Source organism: Burkholderia sp. BCC0405 (genome assembly GCF_902833075.1).
In the GTDB taxonomy this organism is placed as follows: domain Bacteria; phylum Pseudomonadota; class Gammaproteobacteria; order Burkholderiales; family Burkholderiaceae; genus Burkholderia.
In genome coordinates this window covers 1-17671 of sequence record NZ_CADFEO010000041.1, presented here as the reverse complement: position 1 = coordinate 17671, position 17671 = coordinate 1, and the positions used below count along the sequence as shown (strand labels likewise).

Genomic DNA, 17671 nt, shown 5'->3' with positions numbered 1-17671 from the left:
GCCATCGTTCGGCTGCGCTGCATCGACAGCAGTTCTTCCCGCTCGGCTTCGCTCAGATTCATTTTGCCCATGCACCATTAGATCAGTGCAATTTCATTGGTTCAATGGACTAGCGCTCAAGCCCAGCAGCGTGCGCACCTGTCTCGGGCGCGCGCTCGCGAAGCTCGGCGTGACGAACCGGGTCGGGCTCTTCGCGTGGTGCGTAACCGACGAGGAGCCGCCGGAGGATCGCGGCCAATACGTCCAGATCCGCAACGGCATGCGCGACCGGCGCGCGCAGCTCGCGCACCTGCAGCTCGTCGAACCGGCCGACATGAGCCGCTTCAACCGGCTCGGCGCGACCGCCAGCGTCCAGACGCTCTGGACGGCCGCGCGCGAGGAGCAGCAGCTTTATCGCGACCTGCTCGGCGCCGAGCGCACCGCGCGCAACTATCCGTTCCGCAGCCTGCGCAACGCGGGGGCGTTGCTCGCGGCCGGCTCCGACTGGTCGGTCAGCACGATGGACCCGATGCAGATCATCCAGACGGGCGTCACGCACCTGCCGATCGACCAGCCCGAGAGCCCACCACCGTGGAATCCACACGAACGCCCGACCTGCTCACGATGCTCGAGGCCTATACGGTAAATACCGCGTATGCGCTGCGCTTCGACGACTGCACGGGTTCGCTCGAAGCGGGCAAGGACGCGAGCTTCGCGATCCTCGACCGCAATCCGTTCGCGCACCCGGTCGAGACGTTCGCGCAAACCCGCGCGATCGAGACGTGCTTCCGCGGCGAAGTCGTGTACGCCGCGCCGGGCTGGGCCGACTGAAGCACGAAAGCGGCGGCCGTCAGGCGACGGCGAGCGCCAGCACCTGTTCGGTCGTCAGCACATCGCCGAACGCGTCCGACAACGCGGCCAGCGTCGCGCGATGGAGGTCGCGGTGCGACACCGTGCCGCCGTCCGCAATGTCGAGGTCGCGCGTCGCGCATGCGTCGTCGACGACGATCACCGCGTAGCCGAGCGGCACCGCATCGCGTGCCGCGCCGGCGACGCATGCATGCGTCATCAGGCCCGTGACGATCAGCGTGTCGATCCCGGCCGCCTTCAGGCGCGCATCGATGTCCGTCGTCGGGAACACACTCACCGACGTCTTTTTCACCACCGTGTGATGCGCCGCCGGCTGCAGGTCCGCATGAAAACGGAAGCCGTCGCTGCCGTCGGCGAAGATCGGGCTGTCGGCCGTATCGACGTGCTGAACGTGAAACACCGGCATGCCTGCGCGGTCGGCGAACGCGATCACGCGCTGCGCATTGCCCAGCGCACGCGGCCCCTCCGGAATCGGCAGGCGGCCGCCGAAGTATTCATTCTGGAAATCGATCACCAGCAGCGCGGTGCGGGCGGCGGCGATCGATGTCGGCGCGGTCGCGCCCGCCAGGGTACGGATGGTCGGATGTTGCATGAGTCGCTCTCTCGGTTGGCATATCGAAGAAACGGCGCGCCGGGCCTGCCGGCGCCGCCGGACACGGCCGGAATGGGCTCCGGCCGGGAGACGCCAGTGTCAGGCCGCGCGGCCCGGCGCGACAGCGGCGCGCGGGACAACGTCCGACAGGATCGGGCCAACGTGCAAACCGCCTACGACGGCACGGCCGTTCGAGCACCCGGCTGCGTGCGGCCGTACGCGACCATCATCGCGAAGCTGAGCAGGAAGCCCGCGCCGCCGATCAGCAGCAGGCCGATCTCGCCGAACACGGGCAGCAGGTTCGTGAGCGCGCCCGTGACGACCCACGCGACGGCCATCACCGAGCCCGCGACGCCGAGCGCCCAGCCTTGCCGGTCCTCACTGACCGCGTCGGAGAACGCCGTATACATCGTCGTATATGCAACCATGTCGAAGCAGCCGACGACCATCGCGAGCGCCCACAGTACGGGCTCGTGCGGGAACAGCGCGGACAGCACCTGGCCGACGCCCGCGACGAGCAGGCCCGTCTTCGCGATGTCGACCACGCGCCACACGCGCAGCATCCGCCGCACGACGACCAGCAGGCCGAACACGAAGCAGAGGCCGATCACGCCGCTGAACAGCCCGAGCCGCGCGCTCGTGTAGCCGAATTTCGCCTGCAGCAGCAGCATGATGGTCTGCAGGTAGAGCCCGTAGCCAACCTGCATCAGGAAAAACACGACCGACAGGAACGCGACGTTGCGCTGACGCGCGGCCTCCCCGATGATCCGCAGCGGCAGCAGCGGATCGATGCGCGTGTCGCCGCGCGGCGCCGTCGAGTCGCGGTACGACGCCCAGGTCCAGAACGCGCAGGCCAGCGACAGCGCGGCGACCAGCACGAACGGCGTGCCGTAGTCGAACAGCGGCGAAATCGTGCGGTCGGACGTGACGCCGCCGAGCACCGGGCCGACGATCACGCCCGCGCTGAACGCGAGCGACATGATGCTCATGTTGTATGCCTTGTTCTCCGGCGTGCTCACGTCCGTGATGGCCGCCTGCGCGATGCCCTGGCAGCCGGCCATCAGCCCGGTGAGCCCGCGCCCGGCCAGCAGCAGCGCGACGCTCGCATACCATGCGCCGGCCGCCATCATCGCGTAGCCGGCCGCGAGGCCGAGCACGCACAGCAGCAGGATCCTGCGGCGGCCGTAGCGATCGGACAGGTCGCCCATCAGCGACGAGCCGAAGAACATGCACAACGGGTAGATCCCGTAGCCGAGACCAAGGTAGAAATTGCGCGCATGCGCGCCGGCGTCGGCCGGCAGGATGCCCGCGTGCGGATCGCTGAAGATCGCGGACATCATCGGATAGACGAGCCCGAATCCCATCGCGTCGATCGCGATGGCGAGCAGGCAGGGGCCGAGCAGCTTGTAGTCGAGCCGGGACATGGCGACCTTCCGGACAGAGTGGATGATCGCCCAAGCGTAACGACCGGTCGGCGGCCGCGGTAGGCCGCCGGCCGCGATGCTAAGCATCGGCGGGACCGATACCCTGCGTGCCGCCCGCGCCGATGGCTCGCCGGTGCGGGCGGCAGGCCACGGCCGCTACTTGGCGCTCGCCGGCTCGCCACGGAGAAACTGCCGGCGTGCGAGCACGCACGGCGCGCCGTCGTGCATGAACACGCTCGCGAGCAGCCCGAATGATGCCGCGAACAGCACGTACCACGCAGGTGCGACCGGCGACCCGCTCGCGTGCGTCAGCCACGTGACGATGAACGGCGCGAAGCCGCCGAACACCATCACCGCGACGTTGTAGGCAAGCGCGATGCCGGTCGAGCGCGAACGCGTCGCGAACTGCTCGGCGAGCGTAGTCGGCGCAGGCCCGTAGCAGATGCCGATGATTGTGCAGATCACGAGCTGCATCGCGAGCAAGCGCCCGATGCCCGGCGCAGCAGCCAGCCACGTGAACAGCGGATACGTGACCGTCAGCAGTGCCAGCGAACCGGCGATCAGCACGGGCCGCCGGCCGATGCGGTCGGACACGAGCGCCGCGACCGGGATCGTCACCGTCAGCAGCGCAACCGCCGCCATCTGCACCTTGAATACCTGGTCGAGCGGCAGCCCGAAGGTCTTGTGCACGAACGTCGGCATGTTCACCAGCATCACGTAGAACACAGCCGTGCCGGTGATCGTCTGCCCCATCGACACCAGCACGCCGCGCAGGTTGTCGCGCAGCACGCCCGACACGCTCGCCGGAGGCTCGACGGTCGACTTGCTCGCGTCGAGGAACGCCTCGGTCTCCTCCATGTGTCGGCGGATCCACAGACCGACCGGCCCGATCAGCAGCCCGAGCGCGAACGGCACGCGCCATCCCCAGCTATGCAGCGCCGCCTCCGACAGCGACTGCGTGGCCCACGCGCCCATCGCGGCGCCCGAGAACACCGCGAGACACTGGCCGATCAGTTGCCACGATCCGTACAGCCCGCGCCGGTTCTCCGGCGCGCTTTCCACGAGGAACGCGGTCGCGCTCGCGTATTCGCCGCCGGTCGCGAAGCCCTGCAGCAGCCGCGCAACGACGATCAGGACCGGCGCGGCGGGGCCGATCGCCGCGTACGACGGCGCGAACGTGATCAGCGCGATCGACAGCGTCATCAGGAAGATGATGAGCTGCATCGCGGCCTTGCGGCCCTTGCGGTCCGCATAGAGCCCGAGCAGGATGCCGCCCACCGGGCGCATGAAGAAGCCGACGCCGAAGGTCGCGAGCGACATCAGCAGCGACGCGTACTGGCTCTCGGCGGGAAAGAACAGCCGCGCGATGATGCCGGAGAAGAAACCGTAAACGATGAAGTCGTACCACTCGAGGGTGTTGCCGACGACAGCGGCAACCACCTGCCGATGCCGCGAGTTCCGACGTGAGTCGCGCATGCTTTTCTCCTGCAGTCTCATGGCGCCGCGCCGCATGCGTCCCGCATTCCGTGGCGGGCATGGGCGAACCGGCGGTTCGGATCGCCGGCCGGTGCGCGACAGGCACGCACCGTCGAAACCTCTCGGCCGCACGCACGACCGGCGTGAAACGATCATAGGGACGCCAAAAAACCGCATCAATTAATGCCCGCGGCAGATGATTAGCCGGAGATTAAATGTCTCTCCACCGCGCTTCTGCATGCGAAAAACCCGGAAATTCGCGCATTGTTGCGGTCCCGGTTCTGCGGCAGAATCGTCGGCCGCCCTTCCCGTCGGCCGTACCATGCGCAACCGCATCAACGAAGAAATCACGTTCCGCAAGCTCGAGGTGCTGCTCGCCTTCATGGAGGCCGGCAGCCTCGCGAAGGCCGCCGAGGCGCTGGGCGTCAGCACGGTCAGCGTGCACCGCGCGCTGCACACGCTCGAGGAAGGGATGCACTGCGCGCTGTTTCGCCACGAGGGGCGGAACCTGATTCCGACCGACGCCGCGCAGGTGCTCGCCGAAGTCGCGGGCGAAGTGCTCAAGACGATGACGGACGGGATCCGCTCGACGCGCGAGGCGGCCGGCTACGGCGCCGGCCAGTTGAAGATCGGTTCGCTCTACTCGTTGACGATCCGCACCGTGCCCGAAGTCGTGATCGCGCTGAAGGCGCGCCGCCCCGAGCTGCAAGCCGAGCTCGTGCTCGGCTCGAACGCCGACCTGCTCGACAAGCTCCGGCAAGGCGCGATCGATGCGACGCTGATGGCGCTGCCCGAACCGGACGCCGAAATCGAATCGATCGCGCTGTTCGAGGACGAGATGTTCTTCGCCGCGCCGATCGACTCGCCATACGCGCGGCACGACGCCATCGATCTGCGCTCGTGCGGCGACGCACCGTTCGTGTCGCTCGGCGAAGGTTTCGCGACGCATCACGGCTTCACGGAAGCGTTTCGCGCGGCCGGCGTCACGCCGAACGTCGTGATGCGGGTGGGCGACATCTTCTCGCTGATCAACCTCGTGTCGGGCGGGGTCGGCTGTTCGCTGCTGCCCGGCCGCGTGCGCGACCTGTTCGCGCACAAGATCGCGCTCGTGCCGCTCGCCGGGCCCACGATCCGCCAGACGATCGGATTGAGCTTCCTCCACCGGCGCGAACGCGACCCGAACCTGCTCGCACTCGCGACCGTGTGCCGGCTGACCGTCAAGGGGCCGAACGTGCGGTAACGCCCGGATCGCGCGGCCGGCAGCGCGCGCCCTCTCCGTTCCGCCTCGCGCACCTGCATCGTTCGAACCTGAAGCTCGTGCCGATCGAAGCATGTTCGCTCGACGACTGTCGCAAGGTGATCGACGTGAACCAGGTCGGCTGCTGGCTCGGCATGAAATCGGCGCTCGGCGCGCTGAAGGCGGCGGGCGGCGGCTCGATCGTCGACGTGTCGTAGACGGCCGGGATGGAAGGCGTTGCGGGCGGCAGCGCATATGTATCGAGCAAGTTCGCGGTGCGCGGGATGACGAAGGCCGGCGCCCGCGCCATCCGCGCGGCGCGGGCGATGCGACGTCAGCGCGCGCCCTCCGCCGCTACCTCGCGTCGGCCGACGCGTCGCGCGCCGCGGCGGCCGCACGGTCGAGCGCGGCGGCCATCGCCGCCTGCTCCTTGCCGGTGAACTGGTCGAGAAAGAGTTCCGCAACCGTCGACTGGTACACCTTCCACATCTTCTTGCGCAGCGTTCGCCCCTTGTCGGTGATGCTCGCGTACGCGGCGCGGCCGTCGTCCGCCGAACGGGCGCGCGTGACGAGCCCCTCCTGTTCGAGCCGGTCGACGAGCCGCGTGAGGTTGTAGCGCTCGATCGCGAGCACGTCGGCCAGCTCGTGCATGCGGCGCGTACCGTCGGGCCCGCTTTCGAGCCCCCACAACGCGTCGTACCACGCATAGGCCGGCAGGCCGGCCGCCGCAAGGCGGCGCTCGATCTCGCGAATCATCGTCCGGTGCGCGCGGACGAACGAAAACCACAGATCGGGTTCGGGTGCGCTCATGTCAGGTCGTTCCTCTCGTTGAATTGCATTTGCAATTAAATCTTACCTCGATAACAATTGCCTCCATACGATTGCAATTGCAACTGTCAGCCCGCCGATCGGCAGGCGTTCCGTCGCGCGACGCGGCGCCACGACCGTCGCCCCGCGCAGCCTTATGCTTCTGGAGACATTGCATGACCGCACCTCTCGCGCTACCCGACATCGACCCGCAGGAAACCCGCAAATGACTCGATGCGCTCGAATCCGTGATCGCGCTCGAAGGCCGCCCGCGCGCGCACTACCTGCTCGACCGGCTTTCCGCCCTCGACGCGGCACGTCACGGCGACCTGCACGGCCGCGTGACGACCGCGTACGTGAACACGGTGCCGCGTGAACGGCAACCGGCCTATCCGGGCGATCTCGCGCTCGAACGGCGCCTGAACGCGATGATCCGCTGGAACGCGATGGTGATGGTGCTGCGCGCCGGCCGGCATTCGAGCGGCGGCGGGCACATTGCGACCTACCAGTCAGCCGCGGTGCTGTACGACGTCGGCTTCGACCACTTCTTTCGCGGCCGCACCGACACCTTCGACGGCGACATGGTCTACATCCAGGGCCATTCGGCGCCCGGCATCTACGGCCGCACGGGCCCGGTGGTGGGGGCGACCGACTACATGAAGATCGTCGGCGACCAGATCCGCGCGTTCGTCGACGGCCGACGCTTCGTGTCGCTCGGCACCGACGGCTTCGGCCGCTCGGATACGCGCGACGCGCTGCGCGCGTTCTTCGAGGTCGATCGGCACTTCATCGTGATCGCGGCGCTGACGGCCCTCGCCGACGACGGCGCGATACCGCGTGCCAGGGCAGGCGAAGCGATCCGGCGCTACGGCATCGACATCGACAAGGTCGATCCGGCCAGCGTGTAGTCGGGCGGCGCGCGGCAGGCAGGATCGCTCAGGCCTGCCGCGCCGCCGCGCCCGCGCTACTGCCCCGACCGCGCGAGCGGGCCGTGCGGGCCCAGGCCCGTTCCCGACGGCCATCCGCCCGCAAGCGCCTTGTACAGCGCCACCGTCGACGCCGCGCTGCGCATCTGCCCGTCGGCCGCCGCATCCTGCGCCTGCAGCAGCGTGCGTTGCGCGTCGAGCACTTCGTAGTAGTCGATCGCACCCGCCGAAAACCGCGCCTGCGCCAGTTGCGCGGCGCGTGCGCTGTCGGTCGCGGCCCGCACGAGATGGTCCGTCTCGTCACGTGTGCGGGCGGCGCGCAGCAGCGCGTTCTCGGTTTCCTCCAGCGCCCCGAGCACGGTCTGCCGGTACTGCGCGAGCTGGCCGGCCGCTTCGGCATCGCTCGCGGCGATCCGTGCACGCACGCGGCCGACATCGAGGAACGACCAGTCGATGCCGAGCGCGATCAGGTTCGTGTCGCTGCCGGCGCGGAAGAACCCGTAGCTGCTCGTCGCGCTGCCGAGCAGCCCCGACAGCGTGAAGCGCGGGAACAGGTCGGCCGTGGCGACGCCGATGCGCGCGGTCGCCGCGTGCAGCCGCGCCTCGGCGGCCGCGACGTCGGGCCGCCGCCGCAGCAAGTCGCCCGGCGTGCCGGGATCGATGTCGGCGGCCAGCGCGGGCAGCGGCACCGGCGTGCCCGCCGACGCGGCGGCCTTCGGGAGATCGAAGCGGCCGATCAGCGCGTCCGGCGTCTGCCCGGTCAGCACCGCGAGCCGGTGCTCGTCGACGCCGATCGCCGCCTCGTACACGGCGATCCGCGACGTCGTCGATTCGTACTGCGCGCGCGCCCGCGCCGCATCGAGTTCGGACCCTCGCCCCGCGCCGACGCGTGCATTGATCAGCGCGAGCGTCTGCTTCTGGTTGTCGGCGTTCTCGCGCGCAATCCGCAGCCGCTCCTGCGAGCCGCGCAGATCGACGTACGTGCTTGCCACCTCGCCGGCGATCGCGACGCGCACCGCGCGCACGTCCGCCGCGCTGGCGGCCGTTTCCGCACGCTGCGACTCGATCGAACGGCGCACGCGGCCGAACAGGTCGAGCTCCCACGCGGCATTGATCCCGACGCTGGACGTCGGCGTATCGCGCTGGCTGCGCGGCGCGCCGAACGCCTGGTCCTTGCTCATCAGCTGATGGCCGATCTGCCCGCTCGCGGTGAGCGTCGGATAGCGATCGAACGCAGCCTGCGACAGCAGCGCATTCGACGCGTCGTAGCGCGACACGGCGATCTGCAGATCCTGGTTCGCCGCGAGCGCCGTGTCGATCAGCTGCGTCAGCACCGGATCGCCGAAACCGCGCCAGAACGCGGCATCGGCATCGGCCGATGCGTCGCGCGGCATCTCCGGCGTCGTACCGGACGGCGCCGCATCGCGCGACGCAGCCGGATGCGCGTCGCGGGCGAACCGCGCGCCCGTGGCCGTGTCGGGCCGCCTGAAATCGGGGCCGACCGCGCACGCGGCGAGCGTCACCGACAGCGCCAGCGCCAGCGCCAGCGCGGAAAGACGGAAAGCGGCGCTCATCGGTTTTCTCCTTCGAGGGTGCCGTGGTGTTCGCTCCACACGGCCGGCGTGCCGCCCGCGAGCTTGCGGATCGCCACGTAAAACACGGGCGTCAGGAACAGCCCGAACAGCGTGACGCCCAGCATCCCCGCGAACACGGTGACGCCGGTGGCCGCCCGCACTTCGCTGCCCGCGCCGCCGCCGATCAGGAGCGGCACCGAGCCCGCAATGAACGCGACCGACGTCATCACGATCGGGCGCAGCCGCAGCTTGCACGCTTCGAGCGCGGCTTCGATCACGCCCTTGCCCTGGATTTCGAGCTCGCGTGCGAACTCGACGATCAGGATCGCGTTCTTGCACGCCAACCCCATCAGCACGACGAGACCGACCTGCACGAACACGTTGTTGTCGCCGCCCGACAGCCACACGCCGAACAGCGCGGCGCAGATGCACACGGGCACGATCAGGATCACCGCGAGCGGCAGCGTCCAGCTCTCGTACAGCGACGCGAGCACGAGGAACACGAGCATCACCGCGAGCGGGAACACGACGATCGCCGCGTTGCTCTGCGTGACCTGCTGGTAGCTGAGGTCGGTCCATTCGAGCGTGATGCCCGGCGGCAGCACGTCCTTCGCGATCTGCTGCAGCTTCTCGATCGCCTGCGACGACGACATCACCTTCGGATCGGCATCGCCGATCAGGTTCGCGGCCGGATAGCCGTTGTAGCGAACGACCGGGTCGGGCCCGTACGCGGGCGCCACCGTCACCATCGAGCCGATCGGCACCATCTCGCCCTTCGCGTTGCGCGTGCGCAGGTTCGCGATGTCGGCGGCCGTCTGCCGGTGGCCGGCATCGGCCTGCGCCATCACGCGGTACACGCGGCCGAACAGGTTGAAGTCGTTCACGTACATCGAGCCGAGATAGACCTGCAGCGTGCTGAACAGGTCGGTCAGCGCGACGCCCTGCGCCTTCGCCTTCAACCGGTCGACCTTCACCTCGAGCTGCGGGATGTTCGCCTGGTACGAGCTGACGGGGTAGCTCATCCCCGGCGTCTTCGCGACGGCGGCCTGGAACGCGGCGAGCGCGTTCTGCAAGGCGCCGTAGCCGAGCCCGCCGCGATCCTCCAGGTACAGCGAATAGCCCGAGCCGTTGCCGAGGCCCTGGATCGGCGGCGGCATCAGCGCATAGGTCATACCGCCGCCGATCGCCGCGAAGCGCGCGTTCAGGTCCGCGTTGATCTCCGCGGCGCTGCGGTGACGCTGGTCGAACGGCTTCAGGATCACGTACGAATTCGTGATGTTCGGCGTGTTCACGCCCTGCAGCGCGTTCAACCCGGCAAACGCCGGCACCATCTCGACACCGTCGGTGCCGAGCGCGATCTTCGTCATCTGTTCGGTCACCTCGCTCGTGCGCGCGAGCGACGCGCCTTCCGGCAGCTTCGCGCCCGCGAACAGGTACAGCTTGTCCTGCACGGGGATGAAGCCGCCCGGCACCGCGTTGAGCAGCAGCGTGGTCGCCGCGAGCAGCGCCGCATAGACCGCGAACACCATCCCGCGCCGCTTCAGCGTGCGCGACACGAAGCCGTGATAGCGATCGGAACTGCGGTCGAAAAAGCGGTTGAACGGATGGAACAGCCAGCCGAACGCGCGATCGAGCCCGCGCGTGAGCGCATCTTTCGGCGCGCCGTGCGGACGCAGCAGCTTCGCGGCGAGCGCCGGCGACAGCGTCAGCGAGTTGATCGCGGAGATCACCGTCGAGATCGCGATCGTCACCGCGAACTGCCGGTAGAACTGGCCCGTGACGCCCGACATGAAGGCCATCGGCACGAACACCGCGCACAGCACGAGCGCGATCGCGACGATCGGCCCCGACACCTCGCGCATCGCCTGGTGCGCGGCGTCGCGCGGGCTCAGCCCCTGCGCGATGTTGCGCTCGACGTTCTCGACGACCACGATCGCATCGTCGACGACGATCCCGATCGCGAGCACGAGCCCGAACAGCGTCAGCGTGTTGATCGAATAGCCGAGCAGATAGAGCCACGCGAACGTACCGACCACCGAGACGGGCACCGCGACGAGCGGGATGATCGACGCGCGCCACGTCTGCAGGAACAGGATCACGACGAGCACGACCAGCACGACCGCCTCGATCAGCGTGTGCTGCACCGCGCGGATCGATTCGCGCACGAACACGGTCGGATCCCACACCGGACGATACGCGACGCCGGGCGGGAAGCGCTTCGACAGTTCGTCGAACTTCGCATACACGGCCTTCGCGACCTCGAGCGCGTTCGCCCCCGGCGACAGGAAGATGCCGACCACCGCCGATTGCCTGTCGTTGAAATAGGAGCGCAGCGTGTAGTCGCCCGCGCCGAGCTCGATGCGCGCGACGTCGGACAGCTTCACGACCTGGCCGTCGTCGCCGTTGCGCAGCACGATGTCGCCGAACTCCTGCACCGTGCGCAGCCGGCCGCGCACGTTGATCGACAGCAGGAAGTCGTTTTTCTTCGGCGACGGCTCCGCGCCGAGCTGGCCGGCCGACACCTGCACGTTCTGCTCGCGCACCGCGGCGATCACGTCGCTCGCCGTCAGCCCGCGCGACGCGAGCCGGTTCGGGTCGAGCCACAGCCGCATCGCATAGTCGCCCGAGCCATACACGCCGACGTCGCCGATGCCGGCGAGCCGCGACAGCTCGTCCTTCACGTGCAGCGTCAGGTAGTTGCGCAGGTACAGCGAATCGTGGCTGTTGTCCGGCGAATAGAGGCTCACGTACATCAGCGGCGTCGGCGACTGCTTCTGCGTGGTCACGCCGTACTGGCGCACCTCGTCGGGCAGGCGCGACAGCGCCTGGCTCACGCGGTTCTGCACGCGCACGGCGGCGGTGTCGGGATCGACGCCCTGCACGAACGTGACGACGACCTGCAGGCTGCCGTCGGAACCGGCGACCGACTTCATGTACATGATGCCTTCGACGCCGTTGATCGCCTCTTCCAGCGGTTCGGCGACCGATTCGGCGATTTCCTTCGGGTTCGCGCCCGGGTACGTCGCACGCACGACGACGCTCGGCGGCACGACTTCCGGGTATTCGCCGGCGGGCAGCATCGGGATCGAGATCAGGCCGATCGCGAAGATGACGATCGACAGCACGACCGCGAAGATCGGCCGGTCGATGAAGAATCGGGAGAAGTCCATTACCTGTCTCCCGTTATTGCGCGGCCGGCGCGCCGGCGTCGGCCACGGCCTGCGTGCCGCTGCCCGGCCCGTTGCCCTCGCCGGTGCCGGCGGCGGCGCGTGCAGGGAGCGCCTTCGGCTTCACCTGCGCGGCCGGATAGTAGATCCGCTGCATGCCGTCGACAACCACGCGATCGCCCGCCTGGATCCCCTTCTCGATGATCCGCTCGCCGTCCAGCCCGCGGCCGATCGTCACGTCCCGGCGCAGCGCCTTGTCGCCGGGGCCGATCACGTACACGTACTTGCGGTCCTGGTCGGTGAGCACGGCCTTGTCGTCGACGAGCAGCGCATCCTGCTCATGGCCGCTGACGAGCTGCACGCGCGCATACAGGCCCGGCGTAAACGCATGGTCCGCATTCGACAGCCGCACGCGCGCGCGGATCGTGCCCGTTTGCGGGTCGAGCCGGTTGTCGAGAAAGTCGACGGTGCCCGCATGCGGGAAGCCCGTCTCGTTCGCGAGGCCCACGCGCACCGGATCGGCGCCGATCGCACGGTGCTTCGGATCGGCACGCCGAGCGTTGTAGCGCAGGTAGCTCTGCTCGTCGCAGTCGAAGTACACGTAGACGGGGTTCTGCGACACGACGGTTGTCAGCAGCGTGTCGTCCGCGCGCGCCAGGTTGCCGACCGTGGCGATCGCGCGGCCGACGCGGCCCGCGATCGGCGCGCGCACTTCGGTGAAACCGAGATTGAGCTTCGCGTCGGCGACGGCCGCATCGGCCGCCTGCAGGTCCGCACGCGCCTGCTCGGCGGTGGCGCGCGCGTTGTCGAGTTCCTCCTGCGACGTCGCATGCGCATCGATCAGCGTCTGCACGCGCTTGAGCTGCACGTTCGCGAGGCTCGCAGCCGCGCGGGCCCGCTGCAGCTGCGCGTTCGCGCGATCGAGTGCGATCCGGTACGGGCGCGGGTCGATCTCGAACAGCAGCGCGCCCTGCGCGACCAGGTCGCCCTCCTTGTAGGCGACGCGCTGCAGATAGCCGCTCACGCGCGGCCGCAGTTCGACGGCATCGACGGCTTCGACGCGTCCGTTGAATTCGTCCGCGAGGCGGATCGTGCGAGGCGCGATGGTGGCGACGCCGACTTCGGGAAGGGCTTGGGCCGACGATGCGCCTTTGCCGTCGTGACAGCCCGACAACGCCAGCAGCAGTGCGCAGGCCGCGCCCAAAGGCGACGCCCTGCGTAGGGATAAGGAGAACATGATGCCTCGCGAGGGTTAAACTGCCGCGTAGCATAAAAGTTGAAGTTAACTTCAAGTCAAGTTTTCCCGGAGGAGCATCATGGGTATCCAGGAAATGCCGCAACGGCCGCTGCTGTCGATCCGCGAAGTGGCCGCGCGCAGCGGTGTGCCGGCGTCGACGCTGCGGTTCTACGAGACGCGCGGGCTCATCAAGTCGCACCGCAACGGCTCGAGCCACCGCCACTATTCGCGCGCGGTGCTGCGGCTGATCGCGTTCATCGTGTTCGCGCAGAAGATCGGCTATTCGCTCGACGAGATCGCCGAGCAACTCGTCAGTCTCCCCGAGGACACCGCGCCGACCAACAAGGACTGGCAGCGGCTGTCGCGCGGCTGGAAGCAGCGCGTCGCGAGCCGGATCGAGGAGCTGCAGCGGCTCTACATCAATCTCGACGAATGCATCGGCTGCGGCTGCCTGTCGCTGAAGCGCTGCAAGCTGACGAACCCGGAAGACCGCGCGGGCCGCAACGGGCCCGGTGCGCGGCGCTGGCTCGGCGATGCGCCGCCTACGGACATCAAATGACAGGCAGGCCGGACGTGGCGCGCGATGCCCCACCCGGCCGCCTGGATGGATGGCGTCACCCGACGCGCCAGCCGCCGTTCACAGCGATCGTCGCACCGGTGACGAACGACGCGCGCGGCCCGGCGAGCCGCACCCGATGCAGACGACGGCCGGGTGCGTCGCGGGCAGCATCGGCGTCGCGCTGATGCCGCGCCTGTTCGTACCGATGCAGCGGCAAGGCATTACGTTCTGCGAACTGAAGGATGCGGGCAGCCCGCTCGCGTACGCGCTCGCAATCGCGATCGCGCACCGGACGCCAGGGCCGCTCGCCGGTGCGCTGCGCGAGACTACACGAAGCGCGGTGCGCGAACTGGGGCTGGTGTTGGTGCTGGCGGTGTGACCGCGCGCGCGGCGCTCAGACGCCGACGACGTTGAACGCGGCGTCGGCCACGGCCTTGCGGAACGCGTCCTGCTGCGTGGGCAGCGACGTGTACTCCAGCATCATGTGGCTGTACGACACCGTCGTGCCGATCGCGCTCGCAAGCATGAAGAACAGCACGGTCGGATCGACCGGGCGAATCACGCCGGCCTCGACGCCGTCCGACAGCAGCGGAAACAGCACGTCATAGTACGGGCGCACGAGCCGCTCCTGCAGCCGGTCGAGCCGCCCGCCTACTTCGGTCGCCGCCGTCGAGAAGAACATGCCCACGTCGGGCTCGTCGAACTCGTGCTCGACGCACAGCTCGATCGCGCGCAGCACGCGGTCGCGATGCGACAGCGGCGACGTGCGCAACGCGCGCAGGGCGTCGAACATCGGCTGGGCGAGCTCGGCGATCTGCTCGAGAACCGCCAGCCACAACGTTTCCTTCGTACCGAAATGGTGCGCGATCAGTGCCGCATCGACCCCCAGCTCGCGCGCGACTTCGCGCACGCTCGTCGCGTCGTAGCCACGTTTGGCAAACATTTGGCGCGCGGCCCGCAATATCACGTCCGGCCCCACGGACGCCCCGGCCAGCGGCCGCCCTCGCATACGCCGCTTGGCCGGCGCGCGCTCAGTGACTTCAGTCACGTCTTCCTGCTCTCCTGGAATGATTCGAATACCCCTGCTCAGGCCCCGCTTTAGCGGCGCCGAAAACCGGGTGACCTGCCCCGCTCCGTTGACACGCGAAGCCGGGAAGCGCTAGGATCATACCTTATTCATCACGTGATGATTTATCCATGACAACCCCTACACGTATCGTTATCGTCGGCGGCGGGATCGCCGGCCTGCAACTCGCGACCCGCCTGGGCGAGCGCCTCGGCCGGTCCGGGCGCGCCCAGGTCACCGTCGTCGACCGCAGCCCGACCCACATCTGGAAGCCGATGCTGCACACGATCGCGGCCGGCACGCGCGACGTGCAGCAGCAACAAGTGATCTTCCTCGCCCATGCTCGTGACCACGGCTATGCGTACCAGCCCGGCGAACTGAAGGGGCTCGATCGCGCACGCCGCCGCGTGCAGCTCGGCGAGATCCGCTCGCAGGACGGCGAACTCGTGCTCGACGCACGCGAGCTCGAATACGACGTGCTGATCCTCGCGCTCGGCAGCCAGGCCAACGATTTCGGCGTGCCGGGCGTGCGCGAGCACTGCTATTTCATCGACAGCCAGCGGCAGGCCGAGACCTTCAACGAAGCGTTGCGGATGCGCGTCTTTCGCAGCATCGCGCGCGACGAGCCGTTCCGCGTCGCGATCGTCGGCGCGGGCGCGACCGGCGTCGAACTCGCGGCGGAGCTGAGCCGCCTGCTGGAAGTGGCGCAGGCGTATGGCGACGCGACGGTGCGCGAACGGCTGCAGCTCACGCTGCTCGAAAGCGGCCCGCGCATCCTCGCCGCGTTTCCGCCGCGGATTTCCGCGTCCGCGCAGCGCCGGCTCGAACAGATCGGCTTTCACGTGCTGACGTCGACCCGCGTCACATCGGCCGACGCGAACGGCTTTCACTACGGCGACGGTTCATTCGCGGAAGCGGACCTGATGGTCTGGGCGGCCGGCGTGAAGGCGCCCGATTTCATTCAGGCGCTCGACGGCCTCGACACGAATCGCGCGAACCAGATCGTCGTCGGGCCGACGCTGCAGGCTACGGGCGATGAGCACGTGTTCGCGATCGGCGATTGCGCGAGCCTCCTGCCCGACGGCCAGGAACGGCCGCTGCCGCCCACCGCGCAAGTCGCGACCCAACAGGCCGAGCACCTCGCGAAGCACTTGCCCGCATGGCTCGACGGCACGCCGATTCCGCCGTTCGCGTTCCACGATTTCGGCGCGCTCGTCTCGATCAGCGACTACGACGCGTTCGGCACGCTCGGGCAGTTCGGGTTCTTTCGCGGCGGCTTCATCCAGGGGCGTTTCGCGCAGTTCAGCCACCTGATGCTCTACCGGCGGCACCAGCAGGCGCTGCACGGCTTCTCCAAGGCGACCCTGCTGTGGATCGCCGAACGGATCAACGGCTGCGTGCAGCCGCGCATCCGCCTGTCGTGATGCCGCGTGGCGGTGTCGCGTAACGTTTTTCGAGGAAAACCGACATGAACAACCGTTTAGCGCCCTGGCTCGTGACCGTTGCCGCGATCAGCAGCTTCGACATGCCGTCCGTCTCGTGGGGCGTGCCGCGGCGGCGCAGCGTCACGCGCGACCGGCTGCCGTCGTGGGATGCGACGAGCAAGCCGTCCATCAACGTGCTCGAGCGGCCCACGGCCGACACCGTGATGATTTCATGGCGCGACGCATGCACCGGGCACTACGGTTATCAGAAGTGGCGGCTGTTCACCACGCGCAAGCGCGGCGTGTGTGCGCTGTCGGGGCAGCCGATCGAGATCGGTGACAGCGTCTATGCGCCGCAATTGCTCGGCTCGACGCCGGGCAACGCCGCCGCGATGGTGCGGGCCGAGTGCCTCGACGCGGCCCGCACCGCCGAGGCGGCCTGAAGGCCTGAAGTTCGGCCCGGGATCCCGCTTCGGGCGGTGGTGATGCGATCCGTATCGCGGACCATCTCGTTCATCCGTGCCTCGGCTTGCGCAGGCCGTCGAGGTTGAATGAATAGCCCGTCGGCAACCCTGCCGGCCATGCAGCAGGCTCCGACGGGGGGGCGACATCGATGACGGATGGATGCCGCACCTCATGAGTCCACTTCGTGACTGTCAGCTCTCGACATCCTCGAGACTGAACACCTCGGTCTTGTCGTTGTACGAGAACACTTCCCCGTAACGCCCCCAGTCGATCACCGCATCGAGCGTTTCCTCGGCCGCTTCGTCGGACAGGAAATCCTCCAGCTCCTGCTCGAAGCGCACGCGCGGCGCACGATGGCCCGGACGCTCGTTCAGCACCTTCCGGATCCGCGCAGCAAGCGGCACATGCTTCAGCAGGTGATCCGCGAACATCAGCTTGCGCTCCTGCGTGCCGAATTCTGCGAACACGCGCGCGGGCGGCGTGAGGAACACGTCCCCTTCCCGTACGTCCGCGAAGCCGAGGTGCTGCAGCACTTCGGCGATCGGGAACAATTCGTCGACCTCGAGGTGCAGCGTGCGCGCGATTTCCGGCATGTCGGCGCGGCCATGGTACGGCGCCATCGCGAGCGTCTCGATCAGGCCGGCCATCAGGTTGGTCGACACGCGCGGCATCCAGCTGCCGAGCTCGAGCCCCTTCTTCGTCGCCTCGCCGGTCTGGCGCGCGGTCATCTTCGCGTAGATGTCGTCGACGAGCTTGCGGAAATCGGTGTCGAGCCGGTTGCGCGGATGCTTGAACGGCACCTTGATCTCGGCGATCACGCGGCCCGGGTTCGACGACAGCACGAGGATCCGGTCGCACATGAACACCG

Annotated in this window: 16 protein-coding genes and 2 pseudogenes; 9 read left to right on the top strand and 9 right to left on the bottom strand. The window is 68.5% G+C overall.

The window, feature by feature from the left end; translation table 11 throughout:
• The first annotated feature begins 130 nt into the window (after positions 1–130).
• Both HWX36_RS37880 and HWX36_RS37490 read left to right on the top strand, forming a co-directional pair.
• A complete protein-coding gene (locus HWX36_RS37880) occupies positions 131–625 on the top strand; it encodes an amidohydrolase family protein (protein WP_347879241.1) in 495 nt (164 codons plus the stop codon).
• Positions 571–810 carry an amidohydrolase family protein gene (locus tag HWX36_RS37490; protein ID WP_347879240.1) on the top strand — a complete coding sequence of 80 codons (240 nt, stop codon included), beginning with the start codon at positions 571–573 and terminating at the stop codon, positions 808–810. Before HWX36_RS37880 ends, HWX36_RS37490 begins: the two co-directional genes overlap by 55 nt.
• Before the next feature lie 19 nt (positions 811–829).
• Here HWX36_RS37490 and HWX36_RS36050 read toward each other — a convergent pair whose 3' ends face one another.
• From HWX36_RS36050 to HWX36_RS36040, 3 genes are all read right to left on the bottom strand, one after another.
• Positions 830–1441, bottom strand: coding sequence for a cysteine hydrolase family protein (locus tag HWX36_RS36050; protein WP_175958484.1), 612 nt, complete (start codon positions 1439–1441; stop codon positions 830–832).
• A 173-nt stretch (positions 1442–1614) separates the two neighbouring features.
• A complete protein-coding gene (locus HWX36_RS36045) occupies positions 1615–2865 on the bottom strand; it encodes an MFS transporter (RefSeq protein WP_175958483.1) in 1251 nt (416 codons plus the stop codon).
• A 156-nt stretch (positions 2866–3021) separates the two neighbouring features.
• A complete protein-coding gene (locus HWX36_RS36040) occupies positions 3022–4341 on the bottom strand; it encodes an MFS transporter (RefSeq protein ID WP_175958482.1) in 1320 nt (439 codons plus the stop codon).
• Positions 4342–4663: 322 nt separating this feature from the next.
• Here HWX36_RS36040 and HWX36_RS36035 point away from each other — a divergent pair, with 322 nt between their 5' ends.
• Positions 4664–5581 carry a LysR family transcriptional regulator gene (locus HWX36_RS36035; protein ID WP_175958481.1) on the top strand — a complete coding sequence of 306 codons (918 nt, stop codon included), beginning with the start codon at positions 4664–4666 and terminating at the stop codon, positions 5579–5581.
• Between the two features lie 77 nt (positions 5582–5658).
• Positions 5659–5796, top strand: a complete 138-nt coding sequence (locus HWX36_RS37485) for a hypothetical protein (RefSeq protein ID WP_244136610.1) — start codon at positions 5659–5661, stop codon at positions 5794–5796.
• A 136-nt stretch (positions 5797–5932) separates the two neighbouring features.
• Here HWX36_RS37485 and HWX36_RS36025 read toward each other — a convergent pair whose 3' ends face one another.
• Positions 5933–6388, bottom strand: a complete 456-nt coding sequence (locus HWX36_RS36025; protein ID WP_175958480.1) for a MarR family transcriptional regulator — start codon at positions 6386–6388, stop codon at positions 5933–5935.
• A gap of 173 nt (positions 6389–6561) precedes the next feature.
• Here HWX36_RS36025 and aceE point away from each other — a divergent pair.
• A pseudogene (gene aceE, locus HWX36_RS36020) lies at positions 6562–7011 on the top strand (pyruvate dehydrogenase (acetyl-transferring), homodimeric type); the annotation flags it as partial.
• Positions 7012–7349: 338 nt separating this feature from the next.
• On the opposite strand, the gene HWX36_RS36015 reads toward aceE, so the two are convergent.
• The 3 genes from HWX36_RS36015 to HWX36_RS36005 are packed head-to-tail and all read right to left on the bottom strand — an operon-like array spanning position 7350 to position 13289.
• On the bottom strand, positions 7350–8885 hold the full coding sequence (locus HWX36_RS36015; RefSeq protein WP_175958479.1) for an efflux transporter outer membrane subunit: 1536 nt from the start codon (positions 8883–8885) through the stop codon (positions 7350–7352).
• Complete coding sequence (locus tag HWX36_RS36010) at positions 8882–12055, bottom strand: multidrug efflux RND transporter permease subunit (RefSeq protein WP_175958478.1); 3174 nt, start codon at positions 12053–12055, stop codon at positions 8882–8884. The genes HWX36_RS36015 and HWX36_RS36010 overlap by 4 nt, the downstream gene beginning before the upstream one ends.
• A gap of 13 nt (positions 12056–12068) precedes the next feature.
• A complete protein-coding gene (locus tag HWX36_RS36005; RefSeq protein ID WP_175958477.1) occupies positions 12069–13289 on the bottom strand; it encodes an efflux RND transporter periplasmic adaptor subunit in 1221 nt (406 codons plus the stop codon).
• Positions 13290–13368: 79 nt separating this feature from the next.
• On the opposite strand from HWX36_RS36005, the gene soxR reads away from it, so the two are divergent.
• Together soxR and HWX36_RS35995 are read left to right on the top strand one after the other, a co-directional pair.
• Positions 13369–13848, top strand: coding sequence for a redox-sensitive transcriptional activator SoxR (soxR, locus tag HWX36_RS36000; protein ID WP_175958476.1), 480 nt, complete (start codon positions 13369–13371; stop codon positions 13846–13848).
• A gap of 124 nt (positions 13849–13972) precedes the next feature.
• Positions 13973–14227, top strand: a pseudogene (locus HWX36_RS35995) (LysR family transcriptional regulator); the annotation flags it as partial.
• A 15-nt stretch (positions 14228–14242) separates the two neighbouring features.
• Here the strand turns inward: HWX36_RS35995 and HWX36_RS35990 are convergent.
• Positions 14243–14896: a TetR/AcrR family transcriptional regulator gene (locus HWX36_RS35990; protein ID WP_175958475.1), complete on the bottom strand. Its 654-nt coding sequence runs from the start codon at positions 14894–14896 to the stop codon at positions 14243–14245.
• 149 nt (positions 14897–15045) lie between these two features.
• Between HWX36_RS35990 and HWX36_RS35985 the strand changes: the two genes are divergently transcribed.
• A complete protein-coding gene (locus HWX36_RS35985; RefSeq protein ID WP_175958474.1) occupies positions 15046–16338 on the top strand; it encodes an NAD(P)/FAD-dependent oxidoreductase in 1293 nt (430 codons plus the stop codon).
• 44 nt (positions 16339–16382) lie between these two features.
• On the top strand, positions 16383–16781 hold the full coding sequence (locus HWX36_RS35980; protein ID WP_175958473.1) for a DUF3331 domain-containing protein: 399 nt from the start codon (positions 16383–16385) through the stop codon (positions 16779–16781).
• Between the two features lie 213 nt (positions 16782–16994).
• On the opposite strand, the gene HWX36_RS35975 is transcribed toward HWX36_RS35980, so the two are convergent.
• Positions 16995–17671: AAA-associated domain-containing protein (locus HWX36_RS35975; RefSeq protein ID WP_175958472.1), on the bottom strand; the 677-nt coding region annotated here is incomplete at its 5' end.

Coding starts and splice junctions, on each gene's coding strand:
- HWX36_RS36050 (WP_175958484.1), bottom strand. CDS start 1,441: ATGCAACATCCGACCATCCGTACCCTGGCGGGCGCGACCGCGCCGACA.
- HWX36_RS36045 (WP_175958483.1), bottom strand. CDS start 2,865: ATGTCCCGGCTCGACTACAAGCTGCTCGGCCCCTGCCTGCTCGCCATC.
- HWX36_RS36040 (WP_175958482.1), bottom strand. CDS start 4,341: ATGCGCGACTCACGTCGGAACTCGCGGCATCGGCAGGTGGTTGCCGCT.
- HWX36_RS36035 (WP_175958481.1), top strand. CDS start 4,664: ATGCGCAACCGCATCAACGAAGAAATCACGTTCCGCAAGCTCGAGGTG.
- HWX36_RS36025 (WP_175958480.1), bottom strand. CDS start 6,388: ATGAGCGCACCCGAACCCGATCTGTGGTTTTCGTTCGTCCGCGCGCAC.
- HWX36_RS36015 (WP_175958479.1), bottom strand. CDS start 8,885: ATGAGCGCCGCTTTCCGTCTTTCCGCGCTGGCGCTGGCGCTGGCGCTG.
- HWX36_RS36010 (WP_175958478.1), bottom strand. CDS start 12,055: ATGGACTTCTCCCGATTCTTCATCGACCGGCCGATCTTCGCGGTCGTG.
- HWX36_RS36005 (WP_175958477.1), bottom strand. CDS start 13,289: ATGTTCTCCTTATCCCTACGCAGGGCGTCGCCTTTGGGCGCGGCCTGC.
- soxR (WP_175958476.1), top strand. CDS start 13,369: ATGGGTATCCAGGAAATGCCGCAACGGCCGCTGCTGTCGATCCGCGAA.
- HWX36_RS35985 (WP_175958474.1), top strand. CDS start 15,046: ATGACAACCCCTACACGTATCGTTATCGTCGGCGGCGGGATCGCCGGC.
- HWX36_RS35980 (WP_175958473.1), top strand. CDS start 16,383: ATGAACAACCGTTTAGCGCCCTGGCTCGTGACCGTTGCCGCGATCAGC.